The sequence below is a fragment of the Enterococcus faecalis genome, assembly GCF_029024925.1.
Classification (GTDB): domain Bacteria; phylum Bacillota; class Bacilli; order Lactobacillales; family Enterococcaceae; genus Enterococcus; species Enterococcus faecalis.
Window position 1 is genome coordinate 1,656,402 of sequence record NZ_CP118962.1, and the last position, 13,501, is coordinate 1,669,902.

Here is a 13,501-nt window from a genome sequence, read left to right on the forward strand (position 1 = left end):
CAGTCATTTTCAGACATTCTTACCATAGTTATCTTTTTCAGCCGCCCGCCCTATAGTCAGCCTTATGCTCAAACACTTAGGCAGATTTCAGACGACTTCACCTAGCTTCATACCAAAACCAATCTACTTCATTGATTAGAGCATGTAGGAGTATTAGCGGAGATGTTTCAGCTCAACTTGAAGGCTTTCATTCCATCTCTCAAAACATTAGTTGTCACTATTGATAATCTCAATAGGCTTCCATTTCACATCTATTCGATGCTTGTAGGAAAACGATTCGCACCCATATAAGCCACGTATTCATCAAAGATTAAAAAGTTTGGTGGAAGTCCAAGATAGGCATAATTTTCTCCTGGTTTGTAGTTGGGCATTTCTTTCATTGCCTTACTACGAGCTATCATGCGTTCATAAAAATCTTCCACACAAGCAGAAATTTCTTCCTTTTGAGAATATACGTGAGGCATCACCGTACCTAAATCAGCTAAATCTGCATTTTTGGGATCGAGGATAAACAATTCTGCATCTGACTTCAATAGTGCTTCGATAATGGTGAGGAGGAAATAGGTCTTCCCCCCACCTGTGCCACCAGCGATTAACATATGGGGTAAAGAATCATAAGCCCATACTTGATTTTTCATCAATCGCAGAGTCCCATTTTCTGCCACTACTTCGTCTATCCCAATTCGATTGGCGATCATATCATACAGTAAAGTATACTCCACATAGGAGTCTTTGAGTTCCTTTTCTACTAACTCACAATACAATCCACTTTCTAGCTTCTTTTCCAACTTCAATAGCTGCTCCTGATATTTCCCTAGTGAAATTTGAACGCGAATAGAAAGTAAACCCTCCTTCATTCGATAATAGATTTTGGGGAAGTAACTGATAGTCTCTCTGGTTCGACTACTATTTAAATCTTTGAAAAAGCCCTCACTTTGAGTTTGTTTCACTTCATACCAATGGTTTTCTAGAATCATCCGAGCTAGTTTTTGCCGATGCCACAAGCTTCGCCAATGATCAGGAAAAAAGTGAATATAAAGCAACAGCATAGCTCCTGAAAAACCGAGACTTCCAAGTAAGCAGATTAACTCCTTCATGGACCAAACAGTTTCAATAGTAGAAAGTGATACCCTAGAAATATCAAATTGTCTAAACTCTTGAAAATAAAAGACACCCATCCAACTGATTAACAAAGCAATTAGCCAGCCAAGAATAAAGTGATAAACCAAATGCTGATCTCTTGCACGTATGCGATGTTCTTTGTACATTTTGATGGTTTCCACCTCCGATCAAAAAACGCCCGATAGGATTTCATTGGGCATTTTCATATAGTTATGCTAGCCATTTATTACTACGGGGAATTGTTTCTTTTCAACCAATTGATTTAAAAAGCCTTCAATGGCATCTGGCATCTCCACACCGATTTCTTCCAAGACGGATTCTGCCTGCCGACATAAGTTTTCATTTACTTCGACAACCATAAAGAAGGACTCTTCTTCTTCTAACCAGTCTTGTACATCAAAGTCGTCTTCACTGTCGCTATTTTCTCCAAGTAAACCTTGATGCATAATCAGAAACATTTTTTCATCATAGGTTAATGCTTTAACGAGTTGTTCCTCAGTTAACTCACCTTTTCCATATTGATCGAGACAATCTAAAATATGTTCAACATTAATTTCCATAATCTTCACCTATTTCTTTCCTTCAATTTGGTTCGTAGAATTTCCTTGATTTGGTTGTCGTTTCAAGACTAAATCGTCTGCCTTAATAAACCAATTGACAGTAGTTCCTTCTCGAAAAACATAATTGGCGACTGTATCCACGATTGGATTGACCAACTCTACCTCTGCATCATAAGCAAACTCGCGTAAGGGCACATTAGCCGGGATACTAACTTGAATCATTCGCCCTTGTGCAGAGGATTTCAAATTATATGTTCGTTCTTTTACCTCATTACTAACCGTTCCATCCTCATTTTGCTTCCGTACTTCTCGGCGTAATGCGGAAAAACGCAACTTTCCAAATGTTAATACTGAATCTACGACAATACCTTCTGTTAATCTCATCTTCTTTTCCTCCTATTCTTTCACTAAATCATCAACATACAACACGTAATCAGTAAACCCACGATTTTCAATCTCATAGCCTTTGGCAACCAAATGGGGATTCACGGCTTTTAGCGGTTGGTCTTGATCAAAATCCTTTTCACCGGCTTCCGCAGCTACTACCACCTCAATATCATCGGCCCGTTGTTTGCTGGAGTATAGATGGTAACTGCGACCAATCACCGTAGTATTCCGTCCATATCCTTCTGTTAAAATTTCTCCTTCACCGGCATAACTTAACTTTCCAAACGTTTCGGCCATATCTGGCACAACAAATTTCAATTCCATCTTCTTTTCCTCTTTTCATTGTTAGTTTTGGATACAAAAATAGCGCGACCACTTTGTTAGGAGGCGGTCGCGCACGTTGGTTCTTAGGATTTACTTGTATCATCTCATCACCTTAGTTACGGCGATTCCAGAAATAATAGCCCGCCGTCGCAAAAATCAAAGTAAAACCAATGAACAGTAAAACATTGGAATTTTTCTCCCCAGTTTGAGGGAATGTCTTCACTGTGGGACTAGATTCTTGATAGCCACTTGGAACAGTTGGTGTTTCCGGTTGTTTCGGCGTACGTGGTGTGGTTGGAACTTTTTTGGGCGTTAAGGTTTGATTTTTTTCTTTTAGATCCTCATTGTGTTTCCCATTGATATTCTCATCTTTATCATAATTGATTTCTGCAAAAGTAAACTTAGTACTTTCTGGAAACTTTCCGGTATCTACTTTTTCCGCAAGCATAGTTTTGGTAAATTCTTTATCATTTACTTCATAATCAATCTTGCCTGATTTCCAAATTTCTTTGTTTGTACCATCCGGTAGTAGTGCATACAGAATTGTTTCGAAAGCCTCTTTTGAGCCATCCAGCACATCATGGGTAATCGATACATCATCAAACATATCCACCACATCACCATGAGTAAAGGTCTGAGAACCATCTTCTAGGTGGGCTTTTGTTTGGATGGAAACATGACGTTCCACCGTACAATTAACAGTTTGGGCTTGATTATTCAAGCTAGCATCCTTCGCTACTGGCTCATCGCCTGCTTCAAAAGCTTCCTTGTTTTCATACACATAGTTAAACAAGACGATAGTTTTATCCAAAACTTGTTCGGTCGTTAATTTATGCCGAATTTTCCAAGTACCTGTTTTCTCTTTGTTCGCCAAAGTGGTCGTTGTTTCGGCAATTACCACTGGTTTGGCTTTTTCATCTTTTTCTTGAGCATCTTTTGTGGCTTCTACATCAATGGCTTGCGCTACCACATACCAGTCTTCTTTAATTTCATGTAAGTTATAACTCAATTTATCAACGAGTTCAGTAGAATCAAGAGTACTCAATTCTTTGTTTCCGTCCTTCCAAGTTGCAAGAGAAGTCAAACTATCTTCTTCCTCAGGCAAATCATAGAGCATCAAACGGTTCAAACTAACAGAAAATGCTTTGTTCGTCAGCTTTTCGTAAGGAACGGTCACCGTTTTAATTGGTTGCTTTTGGCCTTGTTCGGTAATGGTAAAGACATACTCACTCTTCACAAAGTCTTCTTTGTTTTCCTTAAAAGTAGAACGGATTTCTAATGGCGTAATTTTTTGAAATCCTTCTGGCGCTTCTACTTCTTCAAGTAAATAATCCCCATAAGGAAGATTTTCAAACTTGCCGTAGCCATCAAAGCCTAATTGCTCATTATAAGCTGTGATTGCTTCATCTTCAGCACCTGTGATCTCATTGGTCCCTTCTAATGGCGACACTTTAAAGGTTAAGTCATTAAACCCAGTTTCGGCAGTGCCAGCGGCTGATCCGGCAAATTTGAAGAAATCAAACCCAAAACGAATAATCTGTTCTTTTGCCGTAACATCTCGGGTAATCACGGCATTTTTTTCGTTATCATCTACCTTTTTGATAGAAACAGGATACTTCGTTTCATCCAAGGTATATCCTTCAGGTGCTTTGGTTTCTTGCCAGTAGTACTCGTTGATGGCTAAGTGTTTAAAGGCAGCTTGATTCTTTTCATCTAAAGCCAGAGTCACTGTTTCATCAGAAGCTTTCGTTCCCTTTACCAATTCTGGTTTAAAAGCTTCACTCCATTTAACCGCTTTTCCATCCTTAGCAGTAAACAAGGTATATTCAGTCCCCTCAAAGACTGCCCTGCCTTGTGTTTTATCTCCAGTATCCTTGTCTTCTTTTATCAGAGTTGTTTCCCCAGTAATTTCTTGGTTTTGCCCTTTGATATTGCTGGTCACAAGGGCCACGGTTTGATTGGCATACTTCAATTCGACTTTTACTGCTTTAAAGGTATTCACGAAGCCATTAGATGCTTTGGTTTCGGTCACGTAGTAAGTTCCCAATTCCAATGCATTAGCAATCTCTTTTGGTGTTTCTGCATGACCTTTTTCATCCGTGGTCATTTCTTGAACAATTTCACCAGTAGGACTGTCCTTGCGAATAGCAAACGTGTTTCCAGCTAAAGAGTAATTGTCGTTCCAAAGATCACTTCCTGTTTCAATCCCGGTTTTATCCAGAATGATTTGACCTTTTTCCCGCGTATTTTTTGAAGTCATAAAAATGGTTTCGCCTACTTTAATCGTAGCAGTCATGGGTATGGTATCAATCGTATAAGGCGCCGGCACCGATTTTTCGGTAATGGTTACCTTTGTACCATGAGGAATCCCATCCAATGTAGCAATGCCTTCTTTGTCAGTAGTCACGTCTTTTGCAGGTAAAGTTTTTCCAAAGTCTAAATGGAAAACCGTTCCTGGTACAATAGCACCTGATTCTTTATCAACTTTTTTGATTTTTAAAGAACCCTCGGTTTCTACATCAATTTTGACCGTGTAAGTGTTCGGTTTATCAATCGCCCCAGCCATCAGGGTTTGTTGGCCAACCTTTTTATAGGCGACAGGTGTTCCGGTGCCAGCAGATTTCTTAAGCGTCAGCACACCACTTTCTTTTGAACTGGCATTTGGGGTGATTATCAACTGATTGCCATTCACACGATAATCAATGTTTGCGGTATTTTCCACCACTTCATCAAACTCTGACAAATTCAGATTATTCGTATCCGTCATAGTAGTCGATTGCCCTAATACTATTTTAGCCGTACTATTATGGAAGCTTGGTTTCTTCTGATAATCGGCAATGGCTTGATTGATTTTTGCCTCAATGGCTGCGATATTTACGGCACTACCATTCAATCGTTTGATTGAGTGAAGGGTATACCCATTAACTTCTTGCCAGATCATCTTCTGTGCCACAATATGAGTATCTACATCTGTACCGGCTTTTTTCCATAGAACGGAAACTAGTTTCGCTTTCTCTGGCATATCAGGCAATGGATTTTTCTCATAACCCGGCGTGAACTCATTGTCAATTGGGACTCCTGGCTCAATACAGAAAACATCTTGTTTCACGCCGTTGTACACAGCATAATGTGGAACAGTGACTTCTGACATTGGACGACCGTCACTGAAAGTTCCTTCAACAACATATTGATGCGCTAAATCTAATTCAACCGTCACTGTTTGTGGATGAGCAATTTCATCAGCAAAGACAATCATAGGATCAATCGCCCCTACAATTGTTTAACCTAATAAAGCTAAAGCCGCAAACAATCGCCATTTTTTAAATATCGGCTTTATCATAAAATAAAATCCCCTTTCGTTTTTAGGTAATAAAAAAGACGTTCAACTTTTTAGTTTGAACGTCTAGTCTAGAGTTTTACTATTTAGTTTTCTTCTTTTTAGATAAGTTATTTCTCTGCTTATTGATTTTGATTTTTCGATAGTCAAACCCTATTTCTGTCATCAACTCTTCCCAATTTTTATTTGTTCTTTTCATTATTGTATCAACTGATGGTAACTTTGGTGATTGAACTAGTTTTCGAAATTTCGTCATTGATAAATCATCCTGTAATTTTAATCGGACTATTTCATTTCTTAGTTCAATCATTAGTTCAAAATCAGTAAAAGAAGACTTCTCTGTATTCTTTCTAAATAGATACCTTATATCTCCAAATCTCTTTTTTAATGTACTCAATGAAGGAACGTCTTTTCCTACTGATCTTTTTTCATACATACGCTGAGAAGTTATTTTCTCAACCGTGATAAAAGACTCTACTATTTTCAATAAATCTTTTTCTGATATTTTTGCCCATTTCCCATATTCTCCATTATCACACCCAAGACTAACTAATAAGTTTTTCCATGAACCATATTTTTGATTGATAAACCACATACTTGGTGCAGAATTGGGATTTTCTAATAATTTCCTATGATATTGACGGCTAGATTTTATTTCGTGTTTTTCGATAAATTGATTGATTAACAAAATCAGTTTTAGATCACTTAGATTCTTCCATACGATTCGTCCATCATCTTGTTTCACGATAAAAACTCCTAAAAATTATTTAGATAGAATCCTATCACATCAACTTTTTAGTAGAAAAGTACATGTTTTGGCTTTTTCGAAAAAAGTCGACCCTTTTAGTAACTCGGGTTCAGAAGTTGCTAAATTCGGTAAATGTTTTGGTATTTTTCGTATTAAATTTGTCGTCAAATTGACTACGAAATTTTGCCCTATTTTGACGACACTGATAGTCAAAATCGGACAATCTAGGGCAATTTAATGGAATATGAATGAAAAATGATCCAAAATAGCCAATTGAGGCTTAAAACTGTGATAGTGAAAAAAGAAAAAGCCCTTGATATACAAGGACTTTTCACAGATTTCAGATTTCCAAGGAAGTTTTCCGTGTTTATCTTCTGATTTCTTTGATACGAGCTGCTTTTCCGTGTAATGCGCGTAAGTAGTAAAGTTTTGCACGACGTACTTTACCGTAGCGAACCACTTCAATTTGAGCAACACGTGGTGTGTGTAATGGGAATGTACGTTCCACACCAACACCATTTGAAACTTTACGTACTGTGTAAGTTTCGCTGATTCCAGCACCACGGCGTTTAATTACAACACCTTCGAATAACTGGATACGTTCACGAGTACCTTCGACTACTTTCGCATGAACGCGAACAGTGTCACCAGGGCGGAACGCAGGAATATCCGTACGTAATTGTTCTTGTGTTAATTCTTGAATTAATGGATTCATTTTATCCTTCTCCTTATTCCCAAATATTCTTATGGTCACTTCTGCCACAGCGGAATATTGTAATAGTTAGAGCGCATTGCACTCACCAAATTAGTTTACCACAGACAAAATAAGCTGTAAAGAGAATTTTCTTGAAAGTTCCCTTATTTTTGCTCTTCTTGTTTAATTTCCTCTAATAACTTCAACATTTCAGGCGTCATTTCTACTGATTCCAACATGTCAGGTCGACGCAAAAAGGTCCGTCGTAATGATTCTTTTAGTTGCCATTCTGCAATTAATTTATGGTTACCATTCGTTAGCACGGCAGGGACTTCCATATCGTTGAAAATAGCAGGTCTGGTATATTGTGGATGCTCTAATAGGCCAGTGGAATGTGAATCCGTTTGTGCAGAAAGATTGTTACCTAAGACATCAGGTAATAAACGGACTGTCGCATCAATCATGACCATTGCGCCTAATTCGCCCCCTGTTAAAACGTAATCCCCCAATGAAACTTCATCTGTGACCATCGTGCGAATTCGCTCATCATAGCCTTCATAATGTCCACAAATAAAAACTAAATGTTCTTCTTGTGAAAATTCCTCGGCCATTTTCTGATTAAACGGTTTTCCTGCTGGATCTAATAAGATGACCCGTTTTGGTTGCTGGTTTGTCTCTTCTTCAATTGCCTTTAGGTTATCATAGATCGGTTGTACTTTTAAAAGCATCCCCGCGCCACCGCCATACGGATAATCATCGACCGTTTGGTGTTTGTTATCTGAAAAATCGCGAAAATTAGAGACATTCAATTCTAATAACTGCTTTTCCCGAGCTTTCCCAATAATTGATTCCCCCATTGGTCCTTCAAACATTCTAGGAAAAAGAGTTAATACATCAATTCTCATCGTCAATCAATCCTTCTGGAATGTCCACATCAATCCGTTGATTTTCGACATCGACTTTTGTAACAACGCCTTCAATATACGGTAAAAGCAAATCTTTTTTCTTTGGTCGTTGGACGACCCACACATCATTCGCACCAGGAGATAAAATTTCTTTAATTTTTCCCAGTTCACTACCAGTTTCATCATAAACAGTGGCACCAATGATTTGGTGATAATAAAATTCGTCCTCTGCCAACTCAGCGAGATTGTCTTTTGCAACTTTTAAAATACCGTCACGATATTTTTCAACATCGTTAATATTTGGATGTCCTTCAAAGCTTAAAATGTCAAAATTCTTATGCTTGCGGTGGGACTTCACGACCAATTCAATTGGTGCTTTTTTCTCTTGAAATAGCAGTAAGGTTGCTCCTTTTTGATAACGTTCTTCTGGAAAATCCGTTTTCGAAATGACCCGAACTTCTCCTTTGATTCCTTGTGTGTTCACAATTTTTCCTACATTTAAATAATCTGTCACGTGAAAGCCTCTCTTCCTTGTATTTCATCTTTCCTATTCTACCATTTCTTACGCGCAAATTCTATGAAAAAACAAAGGCCAACTTTTCCAGTCAGCCTTTGTTTTTATTAATTCGTTAAACCAGTTAATGTGCCATAAATTAAAAATAAATTCAATAACGTCAAGGCAATTGCAATAATCCAAGCTAAAAATTTCACCCACGCTGGATTCGCAAATTGGCCCATTAATTTTTTATCACTTGTATACATCGTTAAAGGAATAATCGACACTGGCAAAGCAATACTTAGGAAAACTTGAGTATAAAGTAACAAGTCTTCAACAGCCGTTTCGCTACCGCCATAAATAATGACACAGATAATGACTGGCACAATTGCTAACAAACGAGTTAACACTCGTCGTGCCCACAACGGCATTTTTAAATGGATAAAGCCTTCCATTACAATTTGTCCTGACAGCGTACCTGTAATCGTTGAATTTTGACCCGAAGCCAGTAAAGCAATTGCAAAAAGAATACTTAACACTGGGCTAGCAATATTACCAACAATATCTGGATTTTTCAGAGCATCAAATAAATCAACGAATTTACCTAATTCACTGTTGGTTCCATAAAATAATGCTCCTCCTAAAATTAACAACAAACAATTTACGACAAAAGCGACAGTTAATTGAATATTTGAATCCCAAGTAGTGAAACGAATTGCTTTGGCTTTCTCAGCATCATCGTTACGATCAAATTTCCGAGCTTGCGCAATGGAAGAATGCAAATATAAGTTATGAGGCATGACTGTCGCTCCAACGATTCCCAAGGCTAAAAATAACATGGATTTATCTGTCGCTATTTTTGTGTCTGGAATAAAACCTCGTAATACTTCACCAACATTTGGATCTGCTAATGCCACTTCATAAGCAAAAACAAAAAAGATAACTGCAATTAAACAAGAAACAATTGCTTCGATTTTGCGAAAGCCTAACTTTGTCAGTAGCAAAAGTAATAAAACATCAAACGTTGTTATCAACACACCAATTAATAATGGAAAACCAAATAATAATTGCAAAGCAACGGCACCACCAATTACCTCAGCGATATCTGTTGCCATTATGGCTAACTCCGTCACCACCCACAAGGCAACGCCCGTTCGTTTACTTGTATGCTCTCTAGTCGCTTGAGCTAAATCCATTCCTGTCACGATTCCTAAGCGTGCAGCCATACTTTGTAGTAACATGGCAACTAAACTAGAAAGTAAAATCACACTAAGTAACGTGTACTTATATTCCGCTCCGCCAGCAATTGACGTAATCCAATTTCCTGGATCCATATAACCAACAGCCACTAAAGCGCCAGGTCCGCTATAGGCTAACAAAGTTCGCCAAAAGCTTGCGTTTTTAGGTACCTCGACGGTATTATTTATCTCTTCTAAACTAGGTCCATTTGCATAATTAAGCATTTTTTCCGTTTTCTTTTCTTTCATCCAACATCCCTCAATCTATCTTGTTCACACATTTCATTTTTAGGTACACCTAAAACTAGTTAACATAATTATAGTCTTCTTATTCTTCGTTGTAAACTGTTACATTCTAATTTTTTAAGCACTTTCGCTATAAATCGTTTTGTTTTTACCAAAAAATCCCTTACACTTATTTTATCATAGATCGGAGGTTATGAGGATGAAGTTAGATATGGTCGGTATTATCGTCAACGATATGACACAAGCACTCTCTTTTTACCAAACGCTAGGTTTTAACGTGCTGGGAGAAGCTTCGCCCGATTACACAGAATTACAAAACAATGGCGTCAGAATTTCTTTAAATTCACTACAAATGATTACTGGTGTCTATGGGTTTGCGCCTAGCCAACAAGGCGATAAAATTGAACTTGCTTTTCTTTGTGAAACGGCCGCAGAAGTTGATAACACCGTAAAAAAAATGAGCCAAGCTGGTTACATTGTTTTTAAAGAACCTTGGAATGCACCTTGGGGCCAACGATACGCAATTATTAAAGACGTGGATGCAAATTTAATTTCACTCTTTGCCCCTCTATAATATTACTAAAAGATGCGCCACTTTCGTTTCTTTTACTCTCTTTCGAAAGATCAGTGCAGAATGGGTCTTAAGTAGGATGTCTTTTCTGTCTCTTTTTTTGTATAATAAACTTATCAAATGATGTGTATCTTACAACTTTGTTCGTTTGCAGAAAGAACAAACGATGTTTTTTATTGATAAAAAGTTATATACTAAAAGTACGATGAGTATAACTAAAGGAGATGAGAAATGTGAGTGTTACCCTATCTAGAAAAATTGTTAATATTATTTCCATTTTGGGCATTGTTGCAACCATAATTGCAACCATCTATTTTATCCGATTAGGTGTCTTCAAGGACATCAATGCACTAAGAGGACTAGTAGGGCAATCTGTCATTCTCGGTCCGATTATTTTCATGTTAATTCAGATTATTCAAGTGGTTATTCCGATTATTCCTGGTGGTGTTAGCTGTGCTGCAGGGGTCTTGATTTTCGGGCCAACAATGGGCTTCGTCTATAATTACGTTGGTATTGCACTTGGCTCTATTATCATTTTCTTATTAGGTCGTAATTATGGGAAACCATTCATTATGAGCCTTGTCAGTGATAAAACATATAACAAGTATATCGGTTGGTTAGACAATGAAAAACGTTTTGAACGATTGTTTGCTTTAGCAATTTTCTTCCCGATTGCACCGGATGATGCGCTTTGTTTAATGGCCGGTTTAACAAAAATGTCTGTGAAAAAATTTACTCTGATTATTTTATTAGCAAAACCTGCTTCTATCTATTTATATAGTCTTGCGTTAATTTATGGCGGTACATTTTTAACTAGCTTACTGGGAATGTAAAATAAATAAAAAAGCGAACGGACTAAATCAAAACTCTGCCTGTGTCAGTTTGATTTAGTCCTTTTATTATGGAATTTTGGTAGAAACTGGGGGACTTTTGATGTTTAGTTATTTTAAAAATAGTATTGTGAATACGCTAGATTTTCTTAAAGGAACAACGGCGTATTTTCGCGACGTGCTCTTGATGCACGGATTTATGTTATTCGTTCTATTGCCTTTATTGACAAGTTTGTCCAAATTGGTACTCAAAGAAGGTGGGATTGATTATATTTCCTACGATAACTTAGGGGCAATTGCTACGCAACATCCCTATGTCCTTTTGACTTTTCTACTAATTGGGCTGTTAATTTTACTGGCGCTCTTTTTTGAATTTACCTTTTTATTGCTTAGTGTTTATTTTATTAAGAAAAAGCAACCAATTACTCTAACGCAATTATTGCACGGCACCTTGCTTCAGATCAAAAAAGTTCGAGGAATTACCTTTCTGTTTTTCCTGGCATATTTCTTTTTGATTTTACCATTAAGTGGGTTAACCTTCCGCTCTTATTTATTAACAAGAGTTAAGATTCCAGCCTTTATCTTAGATTTTATTTTTGCAAATCGCGTCATTATTATTATTGGTTTCGTATTGTTAGAACTGATTATCTTATATTTAGCGATTCGACTTGCTTTTGCCCTTCCAGAGTTGATTTTACGTGATGTTGGTTTTCGTGAGTCTTTAAAACGTAGTTGGCAAATTACAAAGCGACGCTTTTTCCAGATTTTAGGGCAATTTATTATCATTGGAGGAACTGTTTTAGGGATTTTTACGGCTGGCTATTTCTTGATATTTTTAGGTCAAACCGCAGTCGAAACGTTTAAACCTGAGTGGTCTTTACCTAGCGCTGTCATCGCTATGACACTCCTTCAGGTTATGATGCTCTTAAACTTGGTGTTGTCTAGTGTTGCTATTTTTTACATTATTGTTGATGATATGGAGGATGAAGGGATTTTGCCTGACACGCCAGAATGGTTCACCCCGAAATCAGAGGTTCGGGTAGAATGGACCACCTTCAGAGTCGTTCTTTTTTGTTTGATTGCAATCATCTTCGGAATTGGTGTAGGCACCTATAATACGAATTACCTAAGTCATACACCTGACCGAAAACCGGTTACCATCTCCCATCGTGGTGTCAATGGTAACAATGGCGTTCAAAACACCTTGGACTCTTTAATCGAGACCAATAAGGCAAAACCTGATTATGTTGAAATGGATATTCAAGAAACCAAAGACCATCAATTTATTGTCATGCACGATTTTAATTTACGGGCGTTAACGGGTGTTAATAAACGACCAAATCAATTAACACTTAAAGAATTAACGAACATGAATGTCACAGAAAATGGTCAAACTGCTAAAATGGTTTCTTTTGATGATTATTTAGCCAAAGCCAATCAATTAAAACAACGTTTATTAATTGAAATCAAAACCACGCCTCAGGATAGCCCTGATTTAGTACAGCGCTTTGTCAAACAATACCGTGAAAATATTTTAGAAAACGGCCATATCCTTCATACCTTAACCTATGATACGGCGATGGCCTTAAAGAAAGAAGAACCACGCTTTTATGTAGGCTACGTTATTCCTTTCAACATTGTGGGACCGCCTAAAATGCCAGTTGACTTTTTTACTATGGAATACAGTACAATGAATCGTAACTTTGTAAATGCCGCTCATCATGATGGGAAAAAGGTTTATGCTTGGACAGCAAATGATGAAGATGTTATGACGCGAATGATTTTTTATGGCGTCGATGGTATCATTACCGATCAGCTCAGTCTACTGAATGAAACAATGAAAACCGATTTAGAAAACCCAACATACTCCGATAAACTGTTGAATTTCGCTATTGGAATGGGTTAAAAAAAAGAGCGTGGGACAAAAATCACTTTGGATTTTTGCTCCACGCTCAAAAACTGATAAACGGCGGGAACAGAAGCAACTCCTTCGGAAATAAGCCGGAATTATCCAAAAATTAAAGAACAATTTTCGGAAATTCC

General features: G+C 37.6%; 11 protein-coding genes and 2 pseudogenes. 3 read left to right on the forward strand and 10 right to left on the reverse strand.

The window, feature by feature from the left end:
- Positions 1-284: 284 nt before the first annotated feature.
- The 10 genes and pseudogenes from PYW42_RS08145 to PYW42_RS08190 all read right to left on the reverse strand — a co-directional run.
- Positions 285-1,268: pseudogene (locus tag PYW42_RS08145) on the reverse strand (FtsK/SpoIIIE domain-containing protein); the annotation flags it as partial.
- Between the two features lie 69 nt (positions 1,269-1,337).
- Positions 1,338-1,682, reverse strand: a complete 345-nt coding sequence (locus PYW42_RS08150; RefSeq protein ID WP_002298801.1) for a hypothetical protein — start codon at positions 1,680-1,682, stop codon at positions 1,338-1,340.
- Positions 1,683-1,691: 9 nt separating this feature from the next.
- Positions 1,692-2,066, reverse strand: coding sequence for a YdcP family protein (locus tag PYW42_RS08155; protein WP_002298800.1), 375 nt, complete (start codon positions 2,064-2,066; stop codon positions 1,692-1,694).
- Positions 2,067-2,078: 12 nt separating this feature from the next.
- Entirely contained in the window at positions 2,079-2,393 is a 315-nt protein-coding gene (locus PYW42_RS08160; protein ID WP_002298798.1) for a YdcP family protein, read from the reverse strand.
- Between the two features lie 112 nt (positions 2,394-2,505).
- Positions 2,506-5,733, reverse strand: a pseudogene (gene fss3, locus PYW42_RS08165) (fibrinogen-binding MSCRAMM adhesin Fss3).
- 79 nt (positions 5,734-5,812) lie between these two features.
- Entirely contained in the window at positions 5,813-6,475 is a 663-nt protein-coding gene (locus tag PYW42_RS08170) for a hypothetical protein (protein WP_002298795.1), read from the reverse strand.
- A gap of 370 nt (positions 6,476-6,845) precedes the next feature.
- The gene (gene rplS / locus PYW42_RS08175) at positions 6,846-7,193 is read right to left on the reverse strand and encodes a 50S ribosomal protein L19 (protein WP_002357176.1); all 348 of its coding nucleotides are present in this window, start codon (positions 7,191-7,193) and stop codon (positions 6,846-6,848) included.
- Positions 7,194-7,336: 143 nt separating this feature from the next.
- A complete protein-coding gene (trmD, locus tag PYW42_RS08180) occupies positions 7,337-8,077 on the reverse strand; it encodes a tRNA (guanosine(37)-N1)-methyltransferase TrmD (protein WP_002381776.1) in 741 nt (246 codons plus the stop codon).
- A complete protein-coding gene (gene rimM, locus PYW42_RS08185; protein WP_002360070.1) occupies positions 8,067-8,591 on the reverse strand; it encodes a ribosome maturation factor RimM in 525 nt (174 codons plus the stop codon). The genes trmD and rimM overlap by 11 nt, the downstream gene beginning before the upstream one ends.
- Before the next feature lie 107 nt (positions 8,592-8,698).
- Positions 8,699-10,060, reverse strand: coding sequence for an Nramp family divalent metal transporter (locus PYW42_RS08190; protein ID WP_002360069.1), 1,362 nt, complete (start codon positions 10,058-10,060; stop codon positions 8,699-8,701).
- A 196-nt stretch (positions 10,061-10,256) separates the two neighbouring features.
- Between PYW42_RS08190 and PYW42_RS08195 the strand changes: the two genes are divergently transcribed.
- The 3 genes from PYW42_RS08195 to PYW42_RS08205 all read left to right on the forward strand — a co-directional run bounded on the left by PYW42_RS08195 (position 10,257) and on the right by PYW42_RS08205 (position 13,364).
- Positions 10,257-10,631, forward strand: a complete 375-nt coding sequence (locus tag PYW42_RS08195; RefSeq protein WP_002381774.1) for a VOC family protein — start codon at positions 10,257-10,259, stop codon at positions 10,629-10,631.
- A 221-nt stretch (positions 10,632-10,852) separates the two neighbouring features.
- Positions 10,853-11,461 carry a TVP38/TMEM64 family protein gene (locus PYW42_RS08200; RefSeq protein ID WP_002383106.1) on the forward strand — a complete coding sequence of 203 codons (609 nt, stop codon included), beginning with the start codon at positions 10,853-10,855 and terminating at the stop codon, positions 11,459-11,461.
- Positions 11,462-11,561: 100 nt separating this feature from the next.
- The gene (locus PYW42_RS08205) at positions 11,562-13,364 is read left to right on the forward strand and encodes a glycerophosphoryl diester phosphodiesterase membrane domain-containing protein (protein WP_002364138.1); all 1,803 of its coding nucleotides are present in this window, start codon (positions 11,562-11,564) and stop codon (positions 13,362-13,364) included.
- Positions 13,365-13,501 lie beyond the last annotated feature (137 nt).